We start from the raw sequence: 21464 nt of genomic DNA, 5'->3' as shown, positions 1-21464 counted from the left end.
GCCTGCAACGAGCGCGGGAATCGGCCTTCGTCAGCGTGAACATTGTGAACATTGGCGGCTCGGGACGGGAGGTTAAGCGGTGCGCATCGCCCTCGCCGCGGACCATGCTGGGTTTGCCCTGAAGGATGCGCTCGCCACATGGCTGAGCGAAGCCGGGCATGAGGTGACGGACCTCGGCACGAACGGCAACGAGAGCGTCGATTACCCTGCCTTCGGGAACAAGCTGGCAGCCGCTGTCGCCTCCGGCATGGCCGAGCGCGGCATTGCAGTTTGCGGGTCCGGCATCGGCATTTCCATTGCCGTGAACCGCAACCCGGCCTGCCGTTGCGCCCGAGTCGACGACCCCCTCTCGGCCCGCCTCGCCCGCGAGCACAACGACGCCAACGTCATCGCCCTTGGCGCGCGGCTCATCGGCCCCGACATGGCGCGGGCGATCGTGGCCGCCTTCCTCGACGCCGGTTTTGCCGGCGGGCGCCACCAGCGCCGTGTCGACATGCTTTCCTCACAACTCCAGGATTCAGACTGATGGCCACCGCCGCGAACCTCGACGACGTCCAGCCGCAGGGCTTCTTCACCCGCGGCCTTGCCGAGGCCGATGCCGCCGTCGAGGAGGCCATCCGCTCCGAACTGACCCGTGAGCAGACTCAGATCGAACTCATCGCCTCGGAGAACATCGTTAGCCGCGCAGTGCTGGAGGCACAGGGCAGCGTCCTCACCAACAAATATGCCGAGGGCTACCCGGGCCGCCGCTACTACCAGGGCTGCGCTCCGTCCGATGCGGTCGAGCAGCTTGCCATCGACCGGGCCAAAAAGCTGTTCGGCTGCGGCTTTGTCAATGTCCAGCCGCACTCCGGGGCCCAGGCCAACGGCGCGGTGATGCTGGCGCTGGCCAAGCCGGGCGACACCATCATGGGGATGAGCCTGGCCGCCGGCGGTCACCTCACCCACGGCGCCCCGCCCGCGCAGTCGGGCAAGTGGTTCAATGCGGTCCAATATGGCGTCCGCCAGGACAATCACCTCGTCGACTTCGACGAAGTCGAGCGCCTGGCCGCCGAGCACAAGCCGCGGATGATCATCGCCGGCGGCTCGGCCTATCCGCGCATCCTCGACTTCGCCAGGTTCCGCGCCATTGCGGACAGCGTCGGCGCCATCCTGATGGTCGATATGGCGCACTTCGCCGGACTGGTCGCGGCGGGCGAGCACCCCTCCCCCTTCGGCCACGCCCATGTCGTGACCACCACCACCCACAAGACCCTTCGCGGCCCGCGCGGCGGCATGGTGCTGACCGACGACGAAGCCATCGCCAAGAAGATCAACTCAGCCGTCTTTCCCGGCCTTCAGGGCGGGCCGCTGATGCACGTCATCGCCGCCAAGGCGGTAGCGTTTGGGGAGGCGCTGGAGCCGGGCTTCAAGACCTATGCCAAGGCCGTCGTCCGCAATGCGCAAACCCTCGCAAACCGCCTGAAGGAACGCGGGGCCGACCTGGTTGCCGGCGGCACCGACACGCACCTGGCGCTGGTGGACCTGCGCCCGCTCGGAATTACCGGCAAGGATGCCGACGAAAGCCTTGAGCGAGCCGGCATCACCTGCAACAAGAATGGCGTTCCCTTCGACCCCCTTCCGCCGATGCAGACCAGCGGCATCCGCGTCGGCTCCCCCGCCGGAACCACTCGCGGCTTTGGCGAAGCGGAGTTCCGCGATATCGCCGACATGGTCGCCGACGTGCTCGACGGGCTGAAGGCGAACGGACTCGAGGGCAATGGCGACGTGGAGCGGCAGGTCAACGCCCGCGTCCGCACGCTCTGCCATCGCTTTCCCATTTACCAGGGCTGAGGATGCGCTGCCCCTTCTGCGCCCATGAAGACAGCCAGGTAAAGGACAGCCGCTCGTCGGAGGACGGGGCGGCGATCCGGCGGCGGCGGCAGTGCGAAGGCTGCGGCGCCCGTTTCACCACCTTCGAGCGGGTCCAGCTCCGCGACCTCACGGTCGTCAAGAAAGACGGCAAGCGCGAGACGTTCGACCGCCGCAAGCTGGAACGCGCCGTCTCGCTCGCCTGCCGCAAGCGCGACATCGCGCCCGACCGGATCGAACGGCTCGTCAGCGGCATCCAGCGCCAGCTCGAAACCCGCGGCGACGAGGTCCACACGGCCGCCATCGGCGAAGCCGTCATGACTGGCCTCAAGACGCTCGATCACGTGGCCTACATCCGCTTCGCGAGCATCTACAAGGACTTCAACGAAGCCAGCGACTTTGCCGAGATTGCCGAGCAAGTCGTGGAGGAGCCTGGGGCGGTAACGACGTCTCAGGACAAGTTGCTGTGACACCCTCACCTGAGGCGGCGCTGAGCGAAGCCGAAGCGCCGTCTCGAAGCGTGCGAGGACCCATCATCGTCCTCGTCCGCCCGCAGCTTGGCCAGAACATCGGCAAGGCCGCTCGCGCCATGCTCAACTTTGGCCTGACCGAGCTGCGCCTGGTCGCCCCGCGGGACGGGTGGCCCAACCCGGACTCGGGCCCCGCTGCGAGCGGCGCAGATATCGTGCTGGAGAAAGCGGCGGTGTTCGACACAGTCGCCGAGGCCGTCGCCGACTGCTCCACCGTTTTCGCATCCACGGTCCGGCGCCGGGAACTCGTCACTCCGGTGGTCGGCCCGGAAGAGATGGCCAAGGCGATCACGACCTCACCCGGCCGCTCGGCGATCCTCTTCGGCCCGGAACGCTCCGGCCTGGAGACGGAGGATGTGGCGCTTGCCCACGCCATTGTTACGGTGCCGATCAACCCGCAATTCGGCAGCCTCAACCTGGCCCAGGCGGTGATCCTGCTCGCCTACGAGTGGTCGCGGCAACAAACGCTCGCCCAGCCGACGTTCCGGGACATGGAGCCTCAGGCCCCGCATGGGGAACTGGACGGAATGATCGTCCAGCTGGAAGGCTGGCTCGACGAGGCCGGCTACTTCAACCCGCCCGAACGCAAGCAGGCGACCAGGAACACCATCCGTACCATCTTCACCAAGACCGGCTGGTCCAGCCGCGAAGTGAAGGCGGTGCGGGGTATGCTGCGGGCCCTGGTTCAGCCCCGGGTGCGGTCGAACACGCCCAGTTCGTGAGCGATCGAAGTCTCTATCAGATCCTCGTAAAGCCGGCTCATCAGCGCGCGATCTATGCCGGCTGCCGCAGCCGCCGCGTCCACCTTTGCCTTGACATCGGCCTTGCGCCACTCGTCGCGGACGGCGTCACGATCCAGTTTGATCCGTGCCGCAGCATTCATATAGCCGAAGCGACGCGCGATCAGGGCGACTATGCGCCGGTCGACATCGTCCACGCCGGCGCGCACCTCGGCCATGGTGCTGCACTGTTCGGGGTCGGTCACGTCGCTCATGGCGCTCCCTTGCCCGGCGGACCTTGACCTTCGCAAGTGCGAAAGCTAGGTGCGCGCCTTCGCAATTGACCCTGCATGCCTGGTGAAGCGGCGGTCGCGCCGGACGATTGGTCCGGCGGTGCGGTTCCAGGCCATTAGAAACGCGAATTGGAGCATTACACATGTCGAAGCGCACGAGCGCCAAGTACAAGCTTGACCGCCGCATGGGCGAAAACGTCTTCGGTCGCCCGAAGAGCCCGGTCAACCGCCGCGAATATGGTCCCGGCCAGCACGGCCAGCGCCGCAAGAGCAAGATGTCGGACTTCGGCATCCAGCTGCGCGCCAAGCAGAAGCTGAAGGGCTATTACGGCGACGTCACCGAGAAGCAGTTCAAGCGGACCTTCTTCGAAGCCAGCCGGATGAAGGGCGACGCGTCGCAGAACCTGATCGGCCTGCTCGAGCGCCGCCTCGACATGATCGTCTACCGCGCCAAGTTCGCGCCGACGATCTGGGCCGCGCGCCAGTTGGTCAGCCACGGCCACATCCGCGTCAACGGCACCAAGTGCAACATCGCGTCGCGCCGCGTCGACCTCAACGACGTAATCGAGCTTGGCCCCAAGGCGCAGGAAATGGCGCTGGTGATGGAGGCGCAGAGCCTCGCCGAGCGTGACGTGCCCGACTATGTCGTTCCCGACGGCACCGCCAAGGTGACCTTCACCCGCGTGCCGAAGCTCGACGAAGTGCCCTACCCGGTGCGCATGGAGCCGAACCTCGTGGTCGAGTTCTACAGCCGCTAAGCGCTCGTCTGACGAACGGATCGAACGGGGCGGCTTCGCGAGAGGCCGCCCTTTTTCTTTGGAGTGCTTTGTGTCCCAGCTTCGCCCGCCGCTCCCAGAATGGGCTCCGCATGCCGCGATGTGGCTCGGTTTTCCGAGCGATCCGGAGCTGTGGCTGGACGACCTGAAGCCCGCGCAGGCCGAGGTCGCGGCGCTCGCGGCTGCGCTTCATGCTGGCGGGCTCGGCGAGCGGATCATCCTGGTCGCCGCCACCGAAACTGCCGCGCGGGCCGCGCGACGGCTAGCGCCTTTCGCGACCGTCCTGATGGAACCCTTCGGCGACATCTGGCTGCGCGACACCGGGCCGATCATCACCGGCACTGGTCCGTCGCGTCGCGCGCAAGGCTTCGGCTTCAACGGCTGGGGCGGCAAGTATGACCTGCCCGGTGACGACAGCATCGGCGAGCGGCTCGCTGCCTCAGCCGACCTGCCCTTCGCCAAGGCTGACTGGATTCTGGAAGGCGGTGCGATTGATGGCGATGGCTCCGGCTGTGTCCTGACCACCGAGCAATGCCTGCTCAACCCAAACCGCAATCCGGGCCTGTCCCGTGACGGAATCGAGGCGCTCCTTGAGCGCGACCTCGGCCTCGACAATGTGGTATGGCTCGGTGAAGGGCTGCTCAACGATCACACCGATGGCCATGTCGACAATCTGGCGCGGTTCGTAGCGCCCGGCCGCGTCGCCCTTCCCACGCCAACATCCGACGACCCCAACGTCGCGGTTTATGCCGAAGCTGACCGCCGCATTCGGGCTGCCAACCTCGATATCGTCCCCCTTCCGTCCCCGGGCCGGGTAGAACGGGAGGGCGAGACCGTCCCTGCCAGTTACATGAACTTCCTCATCGGCAATGCAGCCGTCGTCGTGCCGCTCTACGGCGCCGAGAATGACGGGGCCGCGGTCAATGCCGTTCAGGCGCTGTTCCCGGACAGGCGGGCAGTCGGATTGCGGGCCGACCATGTCCTCACCGGTGGCGGCAGCTTCCATTGCATCAGCCAGCAAGTCCCGCTCTAGGATCGCTCATGACCAAGCTGACCGTTGCCGCACTCCAGCTCGCTTTCGGCGAAGACACAGCGGAGAACATCCGCAACGTCGCCGAGCTCGTCCGCGAAGCGGCCGGCAAGGGCGCACAAGTGGTCCTTCCGCCCGAGCTGTTCGAAGGTCCCTATTTCTGCCGGGTCGAAGATGAGGAGCTGTTCGCAACGGCCAAGCCGACTGCCGAGCATCCGTCCGTGCTGGCGATGCAGGCGCTCGCCCACGAGCTGAAGATCTGGATCCCGACCAGCTTTTTCGAGCTGGACGGACCTCACCATTACAACTCGTTGGCAATGATCGACCCGGAGGGAAAGGTCGCGGGTGTCTACCGCAAGAGCCACATTCCGGACGGGCCCGGCTACGAAGAGAAGTTCTACTTCCGCCCCGGCAACACCGGTTTCAAGGTCTGGAAGGGTCCAGACGCGAGCACGCTGGGCGTCGGCGTCTGCTGGGACCAGTGGTATCCGGAGACCGCCCGCGCGATGATGCTGATGGGCGCCGAAATCCTGTTCTACCCGACCGCGATCGGCACCGAGCCGCACGACCCCGACCTTGACACGTCTCGTCTGTGGCGCCGGGCGATGATCGGCCATGCGGTCAGCAACGTCGTCCCGGTTGTCGCCGCCAACCGCATCGGCACCGAGTGCGGGCAGCGCTTTTATGGCCACAGCTTCATTTGCAACGAACGCGGCGACATGCTCGCCGAGTTCGGCGCTACCGAGACTGGAGTGCTGGTGGCTGAGCTCGACCTCGCCCAGGCGCGTCGCCACCGCGCAGCATTCGGCTTCTTCCGGGATCGTCGTCCCGATCTTTACGGACGGTTGGTGGCGGACATTTGAGCGGCCTCGACCCCGCTCGCCGCCGACTGATCGAGGCCGCGCTCAACCGCCGCGACATTGCCGCCGCAGCGGAGCTTGCCGAACAAGCGCTGACGGACGGAGCCCGCGATCCGCTGGTGCTGAATCTGGCCGCTTGGCGGCGGGAGGAGCATGGTGACTTGGCCGGGGCCCATGCGCTGCTGCTTGAGGCGCTTGGCCTCTCCCCGGGCGACCCGCTGATCCTCGGCGCGATCGGTGCGGTCCTGCGCAAGCAAGGGCTGCTCAGCGAAGCGCTGCGGACGCTGGACCAGGCTATCGCGGTCGCCCCGCAAAACGCGTCTTTTTGGCTGGAAAAGGCGATGGCGCTGGACGCGGGCGGGTCGCTGAGCCCGGCGCTCGACAGCTACCAGCGAGCGGCGCGGCTCGATCCTCGATCGGCTTCGGCGTTCGGCGGCGGCGCCTCGATTGCGGCCCGGCTCGGCAAGGCTGAGGTGGCAGTCGACCTGGGTGAGAAGGCGCTGGCGATCGATCCGCTGCAACCGATGGCCTCAGCCGCGCTGGCCCGCATCGCACTTGAGCAGCAAGATCCCGCCGCCGCCCTCCGCCGGCTCAAACCGCTCCTATCCTCGACAACGACTGGAACGGACAACCAGTCCACGATCTGGAGCCTTGCAGGCGATGCATTCGAACGGCTGAACCGGATCGAAGAGGCGTTCAGCGCCTACGTGCGGGCAAATGCCGAGGCCGAGCATCGCTTCGACCGGTTGCTGGCCGCGACTGAGGAACGCCCCGATCACCGCGCGTTGGCCGAGCGGCTGTTGCGGGAATTTGACGACGTGAACCCGACCGTCTGGGCCGGCGGCAGCGAAGGGGAGCCGGGCCACCGCTCCCCCACCTTCCTGATCGGCTATCCGCGATCCGGAACGACGTTGGTCGAGAACATCCTCGCTTCGAACACCGGAGTGGATGCCCTGGAGGAGCGGCCGACCCTTGCCGCTGGCGACAGCTATCTGAAAAAGCCCGGCGGCATTGCCGAACTCGCGGCGCTCGACAGGGCAGGCGTCGCAGCTATTCGCGACGGCTATTGGCGCGCGGTCGCGGCTGCCGGCTCAAGGTCGGATGCGGAGCTCCTTGTGGACATGGACCCGCTCAAGGGGCTCAAGCTGCCGTTGATCGGCAGGGTGTTCCCAGCAGCGCGGATCATCGTCATGCGCCGCGATCCCCGCGATGTGGTCTGGAGCTGCTTCCGGGCAAACTTCGCGCCATCCCCCGCAGCACTCGAGTTCACCGACCTAGAACGGGCGGCTCACCACTATGCTGCAGTAATGGCTGCGCAGGACCGCTTTCTGCAGCTTCTTCCGCTCAACACCTTGGAGGTCCGCTACGAAGAGCTCGTCGAGGATTTCGACTCGGCGACCAAGGCGCTGTGCGCCTTTCTGGAGGTCCCTTGGACGCCTGCCCTGCGCGACTTCGCCGGGACCGCCGCCCACCGCAACGTTTCCACCCTCAGCGTAACGCAAGTCCGCAGGGGATTATACGACGGCTCCCGGCAATGGCGCCGATACGAGCGCTGGCTGGAGCCGATCCTACCCATCCTGCAGCCCTGGATCGAACGCTACGGCTACCCGGCCTGAGCGCTGCCTCGGTTCACAGCGCCAGGCGATAGTAGATGCTGTCGCACCATTCCCCGCCCACGCACCACGTCCGGGCTGCGGAACCCGTTTCCGAAAAGCCGCAGCGTTCGAGCAGTTGGCGCGAGGCGATGTTTCGCGGATCCACGTCCGCCGTCAGCTCCGGTGAGCCAAGCGCTCGGCGCCGCGCCGCGAATGCCTGCATCGCCTCAGTGGCGAAGCCCCTGCCCCACACCTCCGGATCGAGCAAGTAACCAACCTCTGGCAGTTGCCAGCAGCCGAGCTTGCCGATCACCTTTCCGTTCAAGGTGATAAGGAAGTCATCGCTCTCATCTGCCGGAGCGCCGATCATCGACCGCAGCCAACCCAAGGTCTGTTCCAGGCCTCCATGCGGCGGGGTGGACCAGTAGCGCATCGCCCGGCGGTCGCTCATCAGGCGATGCACGGCCGCCGCATCGTCCATCCTGGCGCGGCGCAGCAGGAGCCGCTCGGTGCGAAGCTCATCCACGGCCGATCTCCACGGCCCGCGCGAACACGCTCTCGAACATGCCCGCGTCCAGTCGGCCGGTGTTCTGGTTGTAACGCGAGCAATGGTAGCTCGACAGGAGAGTCTGGCCGTTCGGAGCCGTCGCTTCGGCACCATGGCCGAACTTCACAGCAGACGGCTTCAGGCCAAGCGCGCGGACCGCGGCGACATGGGCGATTTGTCCGAGCGCCAGTAGCACCCGCACCTTGGGCAGATCGGCGAGCGCCGCTTCGAAGTAGGTCCGGCAGGTCGCGATCTCGCCCGGGTCGGGCTTGTTGGCCGGGGGCAAGCACTTGACCGCGTTGAGGATAACCGCTCCGCGCAAGCGCAGCCCGTCGGCCGGATCGGCTTGGTACTCGCCCTCGGCAAGGCCGAACTTCAGCAAGGTGGCATAGAGCAGTTCCCCGGCATAGTCGCCGGTGAACGGCCGCCCGGTGCGGTTCGCGCCGTGCTTGCCTGGGGCAAGGCCGACAACCGCGAGCCACGCATCCGGATCACCGAATGCAGGCACCGGTGCATTCCACCACTCGGGATGCTCCGTCCTGCATTCCGCGCGAAAAGCCGCAAGTCGTGGACACAGCGGGCAATCGCGCGGTGCTTCGGCCTGCGGAACGGGCGAGAGGGTTGTCGCGGCAGCTGGGGGGAAGAGCATCCCGTCTCCTAGCCCCCTCGCCCCGAGCTTGTCGAAGCCCAGTTTTTGCTCTTACCCCCACGGATTGGAGGACAGTCCTTCGATAAACTCTGGACTGCGGCGCTCATTGACCGAAAACCCGAACCTTTATGCGATCGCCTTGGGCTCCAATCGTCTGCACGGCCGCCATGGCCGGCCGCCCCAAGTGATCGCTGCAGCCATCGTGACGCTCGATTCCGAGTTCGACCTGTTCGACGCTTCGTCCATTCTGATCAATCCCGCGCATGGCGGCGCTGGACGGGAGTTCGCCAATGCGGTGGTCCTCGTCAGCAGCAACCTTGCACCTCAAGCCATGCTGGGTCGGCTGAAAGCGATCGAGCAACGGTTCGGGCGGCGGCCGGGGCGGCGCTGGGGGGCCAGGGTGCTTGATCTGGACATCGTCGCCTGGAGCGGACCGCCGGTGCGGTCCCGGTGCCTGACCATCCCTCATCCACGAACGGCGGAACGCGCCTTCGTGCTGCAGCCGCTCCTGGCGATCGCCCCGCGATGGCGGATCGCGGGACCGCTCACCGCCCGCCATCTCGCGCAGCGCCTTGCCCGCCGTCCTTCTCGGCGGTAGGGCGCTCCCGTGAGGGCCGTTAGCTCAGTCGGTAGAGCAACTGACTTTTAATCAGTAGGTCGCTGGTTCGAGCCCAGCACGGCTCACCATTCCTGTTCCCCTGCGAGAGTGCAGTTGCGATTATCGCGCTGCCAGGCGGACGTCCTCGACGGCGCTATCCTTGCGGGGATGCATCCGAAGCTTGCGGCTTGCGAAATCGATCGACACCCGGTCGAATGCGCGCATCGCGTTCATTCCCAGGAGCAAGGCCGGCTGCCGGACATAACCCAGCTGCCGAAAGGTATGCGCGTCGGCGAAGGCCACCGCCAAATCGGTCAGCGTGACGTCGCCGAGTTTCAGTTCCTTGATGATGGTATATTCCGCCATCAGCGTGTCGCCCGTGACCGACTCGATCAACACCGGGCGGATCGATGTCACCGAGCTCCTGGACAAGGCAGCTCGCAAGGCGGGATTGCCGATCGTGATCTGTGACCCCGTGTCGATCACGGCGGCCGCCGGACGGCCCTCGACCCTTGCCTCCGTCATCACCAGACGGCCGTTGCGCAACCTTGCCCGAACCACGATCGTATCGGGCGTGTCGCGCTCGCGCTTTTGCGCGGACGGAACAATGGTCATCGTGCCCTTGCCGAAGTCGAACTGCACGCGCTGCGAGCGCAGGCTGTCGACCCCCAGCATCCCATCAGCGCCCAGGTTCCTCGCGTCGAACATGGGGGCATCGATGCTGCCGATCCGCTTCTGGCTAAGCCCCAGCCCCGGAATGCGCGCGGTCCTGATTGGATTGGCGCCGGAAATGCTGTGCACACGCGCCGTTGGCCCGGACGGCAGTTTCAGGTGCCGGGCAAGCTGGTGGGAGATGGCGGTTCGCTCGGCGCCGGTATCGACCAGGAAATTGAATGGGCCCGCGCCCGCTACGTCCACCTGAACCGTCATGCGGTCGGTCTCGTCCGGCTTGATGCCGATCTCCTGCGCCTGGGTGGTCGAATCCACGCCGCCGGCAACCGGTTCCAGATGCTGCGGGGACATCTGCCCCGATAGCTGCGTCGCGCCCAACAGAGCGATCGGTCCGGCAAGGAGCAGAAAACGGCGCATCGGCAACCTCCACGTCCGAGATACGCCGCTCTGGCCCCACTGACAACAACCGCCACGACAGCGAGCCGGTCGCCGTTTCGGATACGTCTTCAACAATTCGGTAAGACAGCTCCGGCTAGCTTGCGGGTCGCGTGTTGTGGCCGCCGTCCGGTGGCGTGGGACGGAGCGAACGGGTGAACGAACTTCCGGTCGAAGCGACGCTTTACTCCCTGAGCAAAGATCCGCCGGCGCCACCGGAGCGGCGGGAGGGCGGGCGACATCTGACCCTGTTCCGGGTCGGCTCGCTGATTATCGGCGACCTTCGCGAATTGTGCCTGATCAAGAACGTCTCTTCGGGCGGGATGAAGCTTCGCGTCTACCGTGCCCTGAAGCCCGATCAGCCGATCGGAGTCGAGATGAAATGCGGCGAGCGGCTGGACGGGCGAGTCTCCTGGGTCCGCGACCATCAGGTCGGGCTCGCGTTCGATCAGCCCATCGACGTCGCGGCATTGCTCGCTCAAGGCGAAGGCGATCCGCGCCCACGCATGCCAAGGATCGAGACGCGCGCAACCGTTGTAGTGCGGGAAGGAGCATTCCCGTACAGGATGCGCGCCTGCGACATTTCGCAGGGGGGCATCAAGGTGGAGTGCAACCAACCTCTCGAGGCGGGCACCGATGTGGTGGTCTCGCTTGCCGGCCTGGAGCCTCAGCCGGGAGTGGTCCGATGGTCGGAGAGTGGCTTAGCCGGAATCACCTTCAACCGGCTGCTGCCGCTGCCGGTCCTGATCGGCTGGCTTCAGGCCCAAAGCAGCCAGCGCGCCGCCTGAGCTCGCCTCACTCGCCCGGCCGATCGGCACCCGCGCGGCAAATCCACTGCTCACCGAGCATTTTTTCTTCGGCAGACAAGGTTCGGTTCCCTAATCCGGGCCGGCGAAACTCAGGAAGGACACGCGGCTTGGGCGTTGGGACGTGGCGCAGCACCGCCTCGGGAGTGAGGGGTTCTGCAAAAGAGAGGCCCGCACGGCCCGCGCGGACCCATACCACCCGGCCGGGCACCGCCAATTCCTGCCGCCGGAACACGATCTCCGCGCCCTCGATCGGCAGGTTGTCGCCCTCCACCAGAGCGCCGTCGGAACTGAGGTTGCGCATCTTCACCGCCAGCGATCTGCCCGAATATTCAAGCGCCGCCGCCATCAGCACGTTCGACCGCCGCTCACGACGATTCTGTACCTTGCTGCTCTCGTCCATCCGGTTTGAATAGACGGAGGGAGTAAAACTTCGTTTAACGCGGCATGCCCAAAACCATTTCCGCCTTCACTGCCGCTGTCGCCGCCACAATCACCCTGCTGCTTGTCATCGTGCTCGGGCTGTCCAGCCTGTCGTTCGACGTCGCGATCTCTCAGCACTTCTCCCAGTGGCGAGCCGCTCAGCCAAATGCGGTGAGGCTGATGGTGCTGTTCACCGACCTTGGCGGATCGCAGTTCCTGCTGCCGTTGGCGCTTGTCGCCGGTCTGGCGGCGGCCTGGCGACGCCGGTTCGCGGACGCGATGTTGCTGGCAGCCACGGTGATCGGTGGACGGCTGCTGATCGAAGGGATGAAGATCGCCTTCGCCCGGCCTCGCCCGGCGTTCGACGCGCATCCGGTGACGACCTTCTCCCTCAGCTTCCCGAGTGGCCACGCCGGCAATGCGATGGTGACCTACCTCGCGATCGCGCTCTTCGCCCTGCCGCCCCGATGGCGCGCGCCGGGAGCGGCGGGGGCAATCCTCCTCAGCCTGGCGATCGGCGCGACCCGTCCCTTGCTCGGGGTGCATTGGCCTACCGACGTGCTCGGCGGCTGGCTGTTCGGTCTGGCCTGGGTATGGCTGTGCGCGGAAGCCGGGCGGCGCTTCACCGCCTCCTGAACAAAAGCATGCGGTTATTGGCCGGCATCGAGCGCTGTTCGACGAGGTCGAGCCCACGCGCTTGGGCCAGATTCGCGAAGTCGCGCACCTCCCGGAGTCCCCACGCCGGGTCCCGGCGGCGGAGGTCGGCGTCGAACGCCAGATTGCTGACCGCGGTCGGCTCGCCCTCGACTAGCCACGGCCCGTAAAGGACCAGCAACCCACCTCGCCCCAGCACCCGCGCCGCCCCGTCGATCAGCCCTTCCGAAGCGCTCCAGGGCGCAATGTGAACCATGTTGATCGCCAGCACGACATCGCATTGGGCAACCGGCCACTTCGGCTGGCGCACGTCCAGGGCCAAGGGCGGGAGCAGGTTCGACGGGCCTTCCGACTCGCGCCACGCCTCGATGGAAGCAACCGCCGTCCGGTCTGGGTCGCTCGGCTGCCATTCCAGCTGCGTAAATGCCCGCGAGAAAGCGATCGCGTGCTCACCGGTCCCGCTCGCGACCTCCAGCACCAGCCCACTCGGCGGCAACCAGTCGGCAAGAACCTGGGCGATCGGCTCGCGATTGCGCGCGGCCGCCGGAGCGCGGAGCTTCACCCCGCCCTGACCGTCCGCCGCGCCCGCCGCTCGCGCATCAACAGCCACAGCAGCAGCCCGATTGGTCCTGCCAGGAACGTCCCGAGCAGAAAAGGCATCTGCATCAGCCGGCTGAAACCCTTCGCGTCGGCGTCGCGGCCGATCCACAGACCAACAAACAGGTCGAAAGCAAGGTAGTGGGTCCAGCCGAGCACCACTCCGCCATCGCTCATGAACAGGCCACGGATGCCGTCGACCGAGTAATCGAGGAGGTTTGGTGGCGCGGCACCCGCAACGCGGGCCGGGTCCAGCCAGCCGCCGACGAGGCCGCCGAACATGATGAGATAGGCGAGGCATAGCAGGCCGACGCAGGCGAAGAGAATGAAGGCGTGGGTCGCGGGCCTGCGCGGCAGAAACAGCAGCATCGCCCAGCCGGCCACGGCGACGACGTTAGTCAGGACGAAGATGCTGTCCCAGCTCATCCTACTGCCCGCCGACCTCGCTCCGGGCGCTGATCTTGGGCGCGTCCGGGGCAGGCTGGCGCCAGGCGATGACCGGCTTGCGCGCAGCCAGCGTCTCGTCGAGCCGGCGCCGGGGCGCGTGGACCGGCGCGGCCTTGAGGCTCTCGTCCCCTGCCCGCGCCCGCTCGGCAATGGAGCGGAGCGCGGATATGAACTGGTCGAGAGCAGCCTTGGACTCGGTTTCCGTCGGCTCGATCAGCATCGCGCCGTGCACCACCAGCGGAAAGTACATCGTCATCGGGTGGAAGCCCTCGTCGATCAGCGCCTTGGCCAAGTCGAGCGTGGTGAGGCCGCCGGCGAAATCCTTATCCGAGAAAATCGCCTCATGCATGCACGGCCCCGAGCGGGCGAAGGGCGCGTCGAGCACGTCTTCCAGGCTGCGCAGGATGTAATTGGCATTGAGCACCGCGTCCTCCGCCACCTGCTTCAGGCCATCCGCGCCATGGCTGAGGATGTAGGTCAGAGCGCGGGTGAACATGCCCATCTGGCCATGGAAAGCGGTCATCCGTCCGAACGCGTTCGGATGCTCTTCCCCGGCGCTCTCCTCCTCGACCAGCTTGAAGCTGCCGTCCGGCATCTTTGCGGCGAAGGGCAACGGCCCGAACGGAGAAAGCGCTTCGGACAGCACCACCGGGCCGGAGCCCGGACCGCCGCCGCCATGCGGGGTGGAGAAGGTCTTGTGCAGGTTGATGTGCATCGCGTCGATGCCGAGGTCGCCCGGACGGACCTTGCCGACGATCGCGTTGAAGTTCGCTCCGTCGCAGTAGACGAAGGCACCCGCCGCATGAACGGCCTCACTGATCGCCTTCATGTCGGGTTCGAACAGGCCGCAGGTATTGGGGTTGGTGATCATCACCGCGGCGACGTCCGGTCCGAGCCGCGCCTTCAGCGCCTCCAGGTCCACCCGCCCCGCAGCATTGGCGGGGATGTTCTCCACCCGATAGCCGCAAAAGGCCGCAGTCGCCGGGTTGGTGCCGTGGGCACTTTCCGGCACCAGCACCACCTGCCGAGCATCTCCTCGCGCCTCGAGCGCCGCGCGGATGCACAGCAGGCCGCACAGCTCGCCATGCGCCCCGGCCTTGGGGCTCATCGCCACGCCATGCATGCCGGTCAGGTCGATGAGCCAGAAGGCCAGCTGGTTGATCAGCTCAAGCGCGCCCTGCACCGTTTCCTGGGGCTGCAGCGGGTGAATGTCGGCAAAGCCGGGCAACCGCGCCATCTTCTCGTTAAGGCGCGGGTTGTGCTTCATCGTGCACGAACCCAGTGGGAACAGACCAAGGTCGATCGCATAATTCTGCCGCGACAGGCGGGTGTAGTGGCGGACTGTTTCCGGCTCCGTCAGGCCCGGCAGGCCGATCTCGGAGGTGCGGAGAAGGCTGCCCAGGCGTGAGCCGGCAGCGGTTCCCGTTGCGGCGAAATCGACGCCGGTCGTGTCGGTGTCGCCAATTTCGAAGATCAGCGGCTCTTCGAGCATCAGCGCCCGATTGCCGGTTACGGTGCCCGTCTCGCCGGCATGGCCTATGGGAGCGCTCGGCTTCCAGCCGCTCTGGTTGACCGTCACGCCACTACCTCCTTCAGCGCCGCTTCGAGCGCGTCCACGTCCGCATCGGTCACCGTCTCGGTCACCGCCACCACCAATCCATTCCGAAGCGCGCCGACGCCCGGATACAACCGTCCCAGCGACACGCCGCCAAGCACACCCTTGTCCACCATTGCATGCACCGCAGGCCGCGCTTCGATCGGCAGCTTCAAGGTGAATTCGTTGAAGAATCCTCCGTTCACCAGCTCGACCCCGGGGATCGCGGACATCCGCCCGGCGACTTCAACAGCCCGGGCGTGGTTGAGCTCGGCCAACTGCCGCAGCCCTTTCTCGCCGAGCAGGGTCATGTGGACCGAGAAGGCCAGCGCGCACAGGCCGGAGTTGGTGCAGATGTTGCTGGTCGCCTTTTCGCGGCGAATGTGCTGCTCGCGGGTTGACAGAGTCAGGACGAATCCGCGCTTGCCTTCCGCGTCGACCGTCTCGCCGGCGATCCGCCCCGGCATCTGGCGAACATGCTTCTCGCGGCAGGCGAACAGGCCGACGTACGGGCCGCCGAAGTTCAGCCCAACGCCGATCGACTGGCCCTCGCCCACCACGATGTCGGCGCCCATCTCGCCCGGAGCCTTGACCAGGCCCAGCGCTACCGGCTCGGTCACCACGGCGATCAGCAGCGCCCCCGCGGCGTGGGCCGCGTCGGCGATCGGCTGCAGGTCGGTCACCCGTCCTAGGATGTCGGGATATTGCACCACCACCGCGCTGGTCTGCCCGTCGATCGCGCCGATCAGGCGCTCGGCATCGGTCTCTGCCGCAAGCTCGGGGGTGGCCGTGACCAGTTCGTCGCCGGTAAACTTGGCCATCGTCTCGCACACGGACAGGTAATGCGGGTGCAGGCCAGACGAGATAATCGTCTTGTTCCTGCGGCTGATCCGGTGCGCCATGCCGATCGCTTCCCAGCACGCGGTGGAGCCATCGTACATCGAGGCATTGGCAATCTCGCAGCCGAACAGCCGCGCAACCTGCGTCTGGAACTCGAACAATACCTGCAGCGTCCCCTGCGCGATCTCCGGCTGATAGGGCGTGTAGGCGGTCAGGAACTCGCCGCGCTGGATCAGGTGATCGACGCTCGCCGGAATGTGATGCTTGTATGCCCCGCACCCGAGGAAGAACGGCACTTCGCCAGCAGGCGTGTTCTTGCGGGCGAGAGCCGACAGGTGGCGCTCCACCGCCATTTCGGAGGCATGCATCGGCAAGCCCCCGATTGGTCCCCGCTGCCGCGCGCTTTCCGGCACGTCGCGGAACAGGTCGTCGATCGTAGCGGCGCCGACGGTCTGGAGCATGGCGCTCCGATCGGCATCGGAGAGGGGCAGGTAACGCATCAGGACGGCTTTCTCATGATGAAGCGAAGGCGGACGTAATCGGCAGTGGCGGAGTCGACCCGACGGGCGACGGCTTCGGCGACGGCGGGGCGTTCAGCCAGCGGCACTCCGGCGCGGTCGAGCCAGCCGGCGCGGAAAGTGGTGACCCAGGCAGCCACGCCGTGCTCGAGTTCGGTTGGCCGCTCCACAAGCTGCGCCTCGATGTCGCGGAAGCCGGCCTGCTCGTAAACGGCGGCAAACTCCTCGACGCCCGGATACCAGTTGGCGGCATAGGTCGGCGGGCCGAAGCCGCGCTCCACTAGCTCCTGGTCAAGCGCGGCGCGCAAGCGAGCCAGATTGCCCGCCCCGCCCATCTCGCCGGCGAAGCGGCCCCCCGGCTTAAGCGCGAACCAGATGGCTCGTGCGGCGCGTTCCTTGTCCAACACCCAGTGAAGCGTGGCATTCGAAAAGGCGGCGTCAAAGGCTTCGCCGAACTTCAGCTGAGACGCATCCATCAGCCGGGCGTCAAGACCCTTGCCCCGCGCCGCGCCAATCATCGAAATGCTGTTGTCGATCCCAACGACGGTCGCGCCGCGCTCGACGATCTGTCGGGTCAGGGTCCCGTCGCCGCAGCCGACGTCCAGGATATGCTCCCCCGGCTGGGGATCGAGCAGATCGAGCGCTGCCGCGCCGAGCGCAGGCACGAACCCGCCAACCCGGGCATACTCGCCCGCGTCCCACTGGCTGGTCGAGGCGGCAATGTCGGTCAGAGGGTCTTCACCCACTCGCGATAGGCGGCTTCGTCCATCAGCCCGTCCAACTCGCTCTCGTCCGCCAGCTTCATCTTGAAGAACCAGCCCTCGCCTTCGGGATCGCGGTTGATCAGCGACGGATCTTCCGCCAGCGCCGGATTGCCCTCGACAACCTCGCCGGCGCACGGCGCGTAAACGTCCGACGCGGCCTTGACCGACTCCACGACAGCGGCCTCGTCGCCCTTGTTCACGGCGCGTCCGGTTTCCGGCACTTCGGCGTAGACGATATCGCCCAGCGCCTGTTGCGCGTGCTCGGAGATGCCGATGGTAGCGATGCCGTTTTCCAGGCGGATCCATTCATGCTCGCCGGTGAAATGCAGGCTCATGATTCAAGCTCCCTTGCGGTGATAGTGATGGGGGACGAAGGGCATCGGCGCGACCTCGGCCGAAAACAGCTTGCCGCGCTGCTCCAGGGTCAGCGAAGTGCCCGGCCCGCTCAGCGCCGTGGCGACATAGCCCATTCCGATCGGCCGCTGCAGGGACGGCGAGAAGCCGCCGCTGGTCACCCGTCCGACTTCATTGCCCTCGCCGTCGAGGATGCGCGCACCTTCCCGCACGGGCTGGCGGCCCTCGACGATAAAGCCGACCCGGCGCTGCACGGGGCCGTTCTCCAGTTCGCCGAGGATCCGCTGGTAGCCCGCGAACCCGCCCTCGGCGCGGCGGCGCTTGGAAATGGCGAATCCCAGGTCGGCCATGACCGGGGTCGTTCCCCGGTTGAGATCATGCCCGTAGAGCGGCAGCCCCGCTTCCAGCCGCAGCGAATCGCGCGCGCCGAGCCCGATCGGTTTGACGAGCTCGCTTTCCATCAATCGCGACGCAACAGCCTCGGCGGCCGACGCGGCAATCGAGATCTCGAACCCGTCTTCGCCGGTATAGCCGGAGCGGCTGATCCAGGCCGGTGTGTCGCCGATGCGGAACGCCGCCCCCTGCATGAAGGTGAGTTCGCCCACGCCCGGCGCGAGCGCCTCCAGCGCCTCGGCCGCACGAGGCCCTTGCAGCGCAAGGAGGGCTTGCTCCTTCATATGGTCGAGAACCACCGTCCGCGGCAGGCGTTCGCGCATGTCTGCCATGTCGCCATGCTTGGTGGCGCCGTTAACCACCAGGTAGAAATGATCGCCGCGCCGCGTCGCCATCAGGTCATCGATGATCCCGCCAGTGTCATCCAGCAGCAGCGAATAGCGCAGCCGGCCGTCCTTCAGGATCTTGAGATCGCCGGGCAGGAGCGTTTCCAGCGCGGAGTCCACCTCGGACCCGTGGACGGTCAGCTGCCCCATGTGGCTGACGTCGAACAAGCCGGCATTCTCTCGCGTCCAGAGGTGCTCGGCAATGATCCCCTCATATTGAACGGGCATCTGGTAACCGGCGAAGGGCACCATTCGCGCGCCTTGGGCGCGGTGCCAGCCGTCGAGCGGCAGCGTCTCTGTGGAATGTTGAACTTCGGCCATCTTCGCAAGCGCTCCCAAGGCATGTTCGTGCCTGCGCCGGACCGGCGCTGGTATGTCACGAACCCCCGTCTGTCGCTTGCGACCTGAGAGCTTTCCCCGGCGGACCTTCGGGCCACGGCGGGTTACCCCTTCGGCGGCCCGCCTGTGCCGAAGCTCGGCGGGCTCTTTCCAGACTGTTCCTCGTCCGCGCGGTCCTGGGTGCCTGAGAGATTCCGGGGGCGGTTGCTCCTTCGGCGGCGACGGTTGCCCGCCACACTCTCCCGCGCGCACTTCCGGTCGCCTGAGCCATCGGAAGAACGCGCCGAGCCTTGGCGGCGGCGTCCCAGCGAGTCAACGACAAACGGCGGCAATTGTCACCACCGACTGGCGGCTCTACCCTCGCCGTCCCGATTGCTCCTGCCGAAGATAGACCATGCCCTCATTGCTTGCGGTTCGAGCCTTCAACGCCCTTGGCAAACCGTTCGGGATCAACCCCTTTCCGCGCTCCTTCGGCAACCCTGCCACAGCTGGGACAGGCGATCGGCAGGCCGCGTTCGACCGCATCTACACCGGCGAGGGCTGGCCATCGGGGGAAAGCCGCAGCGGCGCCGGGTCGGAGTTGGCCCGCACCGAGTACTACGTCGCCCAACTCCGCGAGTGTCTCGATGAGCTAGCCGTCGAGACGATCTTCGATGCACCATGCGGCGACCTCAACTGGATCCTTCCGGCTGCAGAGGGCAGACGCTACCTCGGCGGCGACATTGCGCCGTCGCTCGTCGCGGACCTTCATCGTACGCATCCGCAGCTGAACATCACGACATTTTGATATCTGCGAGGACCCGTTCCCCGCAGCGGACGTCTGGCATTGCCGGGATTGTTTTTTCCACCTGCCGTTCGCGGATATCCGGCGTGCGCTCGACAATTACGCCAAATCAGAGGTTCCGTTTGCCCTGCTGACCACCCATCGAGCGCGGGCCCTGCATCACAACCTCGATGCCCCGCTCGGCGGATGGCGCTATCTGGACCTGGAGCGAGCGCCATTCTCGCTGCCCCGGCCGCTCCGCTATCTGCGTGACTATCGCCCGCTCCGCGATTTCCCCCGCTACGTTGGCCTGTGGAGCCAGGAGCAGATCAGGACCGCCCTGCGCTCGATGCCGCCTCTCTAACGCGTGGCGTTGTAGCGGAGCTGGTCCGGCGAAAGCTGGAAGCCGATCAGATGCTCGAACGTCGCCCGGGCGACTGCATCGCGGATCTTGGGATCCGACATCGGGTCCACCGCCGCATTGGGGTCGCCCGCCTTCCGTTCTCGGGTCAGTTCCCGGCGCACATCCTCGGGAAGCGCCACTGCAGATCGCGCCACCCGAACCGTTGCTTGCCCGCGGGTCTGGGCCCGCATGCTTCCCGCGGGGAAGTCCAGCGCCACCGCCCCTACGCGCTTGGCGGCGATGTTGGTCCCGCCCTGGACCGCCACGGTGAAGAAGGGCAGCACCACCTGCCGGGCGGGCCCGGCGTCCCGGCGGCTGGCGACCACGTCGAAACTTGCCGTCGATACAAGATAGGTCGCGTCCTGCGTGCAGGTGGCGCGCACGTTGGTCATCGCCGCGACGACATCGATTGCACCCGCAGTGGTGTAGTTGACCGGATTGAAGACGGTCACGTCGCCGGTTGCCGCCGGAATGGCGACTTGCGGGCAGCCGCTGCGCTCCACGTAAACGCCGCCCGGAACCAGTTCACCGGTGCGGGCGCAGCCGGTCAGCAACAAGGCAAGCGAGAGCGAGGCGACGATGGCTTTCACGGGCGAACGGCTTTCGTTTGGGCGCTAGGAGTTGGCGCATCCATAGGAAGCGCCTTTCAAGGTAGCAAGCGATCGCTTACATGCACGCCATGCTTCCCGACCGCCCAGACCTCCACGTCGTGATCGCGGCCCCGCGCGGATTCTGCGCCGGGGTCGATCGTGCCATCAAGATCGTCGAGCTGGCCATCGAACGCTATGGCCCGCCCGTCTACGTTCGGCACGAAATCGTTCACAACAAGTTCGTGGTCGACCGGCTGCGCTCCATGGGCGCGGTGTTCGTGGAGGAATTGGACCAGGTCCCCGACGGCGTTCCGGTGATCTTCTCGGCGCATGGCGTGCCCAAGTCGGTCCCGGCCGAGGCGCAGGACCGCGGGCTCGACTATCTCGACGCGACCTGCCCGCTGGTCTCCAAGGTCCACCGGCAGGCGCAGCGCTTGATCGAAGCGGGGCGCCACATCGTCTTCGTCGGTCATGCCGGTCACCCCGAAGTCATCGGGACCTTCGGCCAAGTCCCCCCAGGCAGCATGACACTGGTGGAGACAGTCGAGGACGTGGCGAACCTGACGCTCGACGACCCGGAGAACCTTGCCTTCCTGACGCAGACGACCTTGTCGGTGGACGATACGGCGGCCGTGCTGGCGGCGCTCCAGCAGCGGTTCCCGGCCATCCGGGCGCCGCTCAGCGAAGACATCTGCTACGCCACGTCGAACCGGCAAGCGGCGGTCAAGGCGATCGCCGCACGATGCGAGAGGATGCTGGTTATCGGCGCTCCGAACAGCAGTAATTCCCTGCGCCTGGTCGAGGTGGCTGAGCGCGAGGGCGTGCCCGCGGCGCTGATCCAGCGCGCGGCGGACATCGAATGGGAGTGGCTCGGAGAGCCGTCGGCGCTGGGCCTGACCGCCGGTGCATCCGCACCCGAGGTCCTGGTCCAGGAAGTGCTGGATGCGCTCGGCACCCGCTTCACCCTGCGGGTCGAGGAAGCCGAGCATGTGCCGGAGGGCCTGACCTTCAAGCTGCCGCGCGAACTCGTCGCCTGAC

26 protein-coding genes, 1 tRNA gene and 1 riboswitch are annotated in these 21464 nt (G+C 66.5%); of the genes, 14 read left to right on the top strand and 13 right to left on the bottom strand.

The window, feature by feature from the left end; genetic code table 11:
- The first annotated feature begins 79 nt into the window (after window positions 1-79).
- Genes rpiB through ACFQPG_RS06030 form a run of 4 tightly spaced genes read left to right on the top strand, consistent with a single transcriptional unit; the run spans window position 80 to window position 3103 of the window.
- Window positions 80-526, top strand: coding sequence for a ribose 5-phosphate isomerase B (rpiB, locus tag ACFQPG_RS06045; RefSeq protein ID WP_380811017.1), 447 nt, complete (start codon window positions 80-82; stop codon window positions 524-526).
- The gene (glyA, locus tag ACFQPG_RS06040) at window positions 526-1833 is read left to right on the top strand and encodes a serine hydroxymethyltransferase (protein WP_380811015.1); all 1308 of its coding nucleotides are present in this window, start codon (window positions 526-528) and stop codon (window positions 1831-1833) included. The genes rpiB and glyA overlap by 1 nt, the downstream gene beginning before the upstream one ends.
- 2 nt (window positions 1834-1835) lie before the next feature.
- Window positions 1836-2321, top strand: coding sequence for a transcriptional regulator NrdR (gene nrdR / locus ACFQPG_RS06035; RefSeq protein ID WP_380811013.1), 486 nt, complete (start codon window positions 1836-1838; stop codon window positions 2319-2321).
- Window positions 2318-3103, top strand: a complete 786-nt coding sequence (locus ACFQPG_RS06030; RefSeq protein WP_380811011.1) for an RNA methyltransferase — start codon at window positions 2318-2320, stop codon at window positions 3101-3103. The genes nrdR and ACFQPG_RS06030 overlap by 4 nt, the downstream gene beginning before the upstream one ends.
- On the opposite strand, the gene ACFQPG_RS06025 is transcribed toward ACFQPG_RS06030, so the two are convergent.
- Window positions 3067-3375, bottom strand: a complete 309-nt coding sequence (locus ACFQPG_RS06025) for a chorismate mutase (RefSeq protein ID WP_380811009.1) — start codon at window positions 3373-3375, stop codon at window positions 3067-3069. The genes ACFQPG_RS06030 and ACFQPG_RS06025 overlap by 37 nt on opposite strands.
- A 161-nt stretch (window positions 3376-3536) precedes the next feature.
- On the opposite strand from ACFQPG_RS06025, the gene rpsD reads away from it, so the two are divergent.
- The 4 genes from rpsD (at window position 3537) to ACFQPG_RS06005 (ending at window position 7675) form a co-directional block, all read left to right on the top strand.
- Window positions 3537-4151 carry a 30S ribosomal protein S4 gene (gene rpsD / locus ACFQPG_RS06020; protein WP_380811007.1) on the top strand — a complete coding sequence of 205 codons (615 nt, stop codon included), beginning with the start codon at window positions 3537-3539 and terminating at the stop codon, window positions 4149-4151.
- Between the two features lie 70 nt (window positions 4152-4221).
- On the top strand, window positions 4222-5202 hold the full coding sequence (locus ACFQPG_RS06015; RefSeq protein ID WP_380811005.1) for an agmatine deiminase family protein: 981 nt from the start codon (window positions 4222-4224) through the stop codon (window positions 5200-5202).
- Between the two features lie 8 nt (window positions 5203-5210).
- Complete coding sequence (gene aguB / locus ACFQPG_RS06010; RefSeq protein ID WP_380811003.1) at window positions 5211-6062, top strand: N-carbamoylputrescine amidase; 852 nt, start codon at window positions 5211-5213, stop codon at window positions 6060-6062.
- The gene (locus ACFQPG_RS06005; RefSeq protein ID WP_380811001.1) at window positions 6059-7675 is read left to right on the top strand and encodes a tetratricopeptide repeat-containing sulfotransferase family protein; all 1617 of its coding nucleotides are present in this window, start codon (window positions 6059-6061) and stop codon (window positions 7673-7675) included. Before aguB ends, ACFQPG_RS06005 begins: the two co-directional genes overlap by 4 nt.
- Window positions 7676-7688: 13 nt before the next feature.
- On the opposite strand, the gene ACFQPG_RS06000 is transcribed toward ACFQPG_RS06005, so the two are convergent.
- Together ACFQPG_RS06000 and ACFQPG_RS05995 are read right to left on the bottom strand one after the other, a co-directional pair.
- Window positions 7689-8180, bottom strand: a complete 492-nt coding sequence (locus tag ACFQPG_RS06000) for a GNAT family N-acetyltransferase (RefSeq protein WP_380810999.1) — start codon at window positions 8178-8180, stop codon at window positions 7689-7691.
- Window positions 8173-8850, bottom strand: a complete 678-nt coding sequence (locus tag ACFQPG_RS05995; RefSeq protein WP_380810997.1) for a uracil-DNA glycosylase — start codon at window positions 8848-8850, stop codon at window positions 8173-8175. Before ACFQPG_RS05995 ends, ACFQPG_RS06000 begins: the two co-directional genes overlap by 8 nt.
- A gap of 106 nt (window positions 8851-8956) precedes the next feature.
- Between ACFQPG_RS05995 and folK the strand changes: the two genes are divergently transcribed.
- Window positions 8957-9448: a 2-amino-4-hydroxy-6-hydroxymethyldihydropteridine diphosphokinase gene (gene folK, locus ACFQPG_RS05990; RefSeq protein WP_380810995.1), complete on the top strand. Its 492-nt coding sequence runs from the start codon at window positions 8957-8959 to the stop codon at window positions 9446-9448.
- Window positions 9449-9461: 13 nt separating this feature from the next.
- Window positions 9462-9537 (top strand) — tRNA-Lys (locus tag ACFQPG_RS05985).
- 31 nt (window positions 9538-9568) lie between these two features.
- Here ACFQPG_RS05985 and ACFQPG_RS05980 read toward each other — a convergent pair.
- Window positions 9569-10537, bottom strand: coding sequence for a retroviral-like aspartic protease family protein (locus ACFQPG_RS05980; RefSeq protein WP_380810993.1), 969 nt, complete (start codon window positions 10535-10537; stop codon window positions 9569-9571).
- A gap of 173 nt (window positions 10538-10710) precedes the next feature.
- Here ACFQPG_RS05980 and ACFQPG_RS05975 point away from each other — a divergent pair, with 173 nt between their 5' ends.
- Window positions 10711-11343, top strand: coding sequence for a PilZ domain-containing protein (locus ACFQPG_RS05975; RefSeq protein WP_380810991.1), 633 nt, complete (start codon window positions 10711-10713; stop codon window positions 11341-11343).
- A gap of 7 nt (window positions 11344-11350) precedes the next feature.
- Here ACFQPG_RS05975 and ACFQPG_RS05970 read toward each other — a convergent pair whose 3' ends face one another.
- A complete protein-coding gene (locus ACFQPG_RS05970) occupies window positions 11351-11764 on the bottom strand; it encodes a PilZ domain-containing protein (protein ID WP_380810989.1) in 414 nt (137 codons plus the stop codon).
- Between the two features lie 44 nt (window positions 11765-11808).
- On the opposite strand from ACFQPG_RS05970, the gene ACFQPG_RS05965 reads away from it, so the two are divergent.
- Window positions 11809-12420, top strand: a complete 612-nt coding sequence (locus ACFQPG_RS05965) for a phosphatase PAP2 family protein (protein ID WP_380810987.1) — start codon at window positions 11809-11811, stop codon at window positions 12418-12420.
- Here the strand turns inward: ACFQPG_RS05965 and ACFQPG_RS05960 are convergent.
- The 7 genes from ACFQPG_RS05960 to gcvT are packed head-to-tail and all read right to left on the bottom strand — an operon-like array spanning window position 12407 to window position 18652.
- Entirely contained in the window at window positions 12407-13048 is a 642-nt protein-coding gene (locus ACFQPG_RS05960) for a DUF938 domain-containing protein (protein WP_380810985.1), read from the bottom strand. The genes ACFQPG_RS05965 and ACFQPG_RS05960 overlap by 14 nt on opposite strands.
- Window positions 12997-13461, bottom strand: a complete 465-nt coding sequence (locus ACFQPG_RS05955) for an ABA4-like family protein (protein WP_380810983.1) — start codon at window positions 13459-13461, stop codon at window positions 12997-12999. Before ACFQPG_RS05955 ends, ACFQPG_RS05960 begins: the two co-directional genes overlap by 52 nt.
- Before the next feature lies 1 nt (window position 13462).
- Window positions 13463-15061: an aminomethyl-transferring glycine dehydrogenase subunit GcvPB gene (gene gcvPB, locus ACFQPG_RS05950; protein ID WP_380810981.1), complete on the bottom strand. Its 1599-nt coding sequence runs from the start codon at window positions 15059-15061 to the stop codon at window positions 13463-13465.
- On the bottom strand, window positions 15058-16416 hold the full coding sequence (gcvPA, locus tag ACFQPG_RS05945) for an aminomethyl-transferring glycine dehydrogenase subunit GcvPA (protein WP_380810979.1): 1359 nt from the start codon (window positions 16414-16416) through the stop codon (window positions 15058-15060). Before gcvPA ends, gcvPB begins: the two co-directional genes overlap by 4 nt.
- Entirely contained in the window at window positions 16416-17180 is a 765-nt protein-coding gene (locus ACFQPG_RS05940) for a class I SAM-dependent methyltransferase (protein ID WP_380810977.1), read from the bottom strand. The genes gcvPA and ACFQPG_RS05940 overlap by 1 nt, the downstream gene beginning before the upstream one ends.
- Entirely contained in the window at window positions 17162-17533 is a 372-nt protein-coding gene (gene gcvH, locus ACFQPG_RS05935; RefSeq protein ID WP_380810975.1) for a glycine cleavage system protein GcvH, read from the bottom strand. Before gcvH ends, ACFQPG_RS05940 begins: the two co-directional genes overlap by 19 nt.
- Window positions 17534-17536: 3 nt before the next feature.
- Window positions 17537-18652, bottom strand: coding sequence for a glycine cleavage system aminomethyltransferase GcvT (gene gcvT, locus ACFQPG_RS05930; RefSeq protein ID WP_380810973.1), 1116 nt, complete (start codon window positions 18650-18652; stop codon window positions 17537-17539).
- Between the two features lie 179 nt (window positions 18653-18831).
- Window positions 18832-18925: riboswitch (glycine riboswitch) on the bottom strand.
- 139 nt (window positions 18926-19064) lie between these two features.
- On the opposite strand from gcvT, the gene ACFQPG_RS05925 reads away from it, so the two are divergent.
- On the top strand, window positions 19065-19457 hold the full coding sequence (locus tag ACFQPG_RS05925) for a hypothetical protein (protein ID WP_380810971.1): 393 nt from the start codon (window positions 19065-19067) through the stop codon (window positions 19455-19457).
- A gap of 336 nt (window positions 19458-19793) precedes the next feature.
- Here ACFQPG_RS05925 and ACFQPG_RS05920 read toward each other — a convergent pair whose 3' ends face one another.
- The gene (locus ACFQPG_RS05920) at window positions 19794-20426 is read right to left on the bottom strand and encodes a hypothetical protein (RefSeq protein WP_380810969.1); all 633 of its coding nucleotides are present in this window, start codon (window positions 20424-20426) and stop codon (window positions 19794-19796) included.
- A gap of 80 nt (window positions 20427-20506) precedes the next feature.
- Between ACFQPG_RS05920 and ispH the strand changes: the two genes are divergently transcribed.
- A complete protein-coding gene (gene ispH / locus ACFQPG_RS05915) occupies window positions 20507-21463 on the top strand; it encodes a 4-hydroxy-3-methylbut-2-enyl diphosphate reductase (protein ID WP_380810967.1) in 957 nt (318 codons plus the stop codon).
- Window position 21464 lies beyond the last annotated feature (1 nt).

Source organism: Sphingomonas sp. GCM10030256 (assembly GCF_042666415.1).
In the GTDB taxonomy this organism is placed as follows: domain Bacteria; phylum Pseudomonadota; class Alphaproteobacteria; order Sphingomonadales; family Sphingomonadaceae; genus Sphingomicrobium.
Note: the sequence above shows the minus strand (reverse complement) of the source record. Positions and strands in the feature narration are given on the sequence as shown.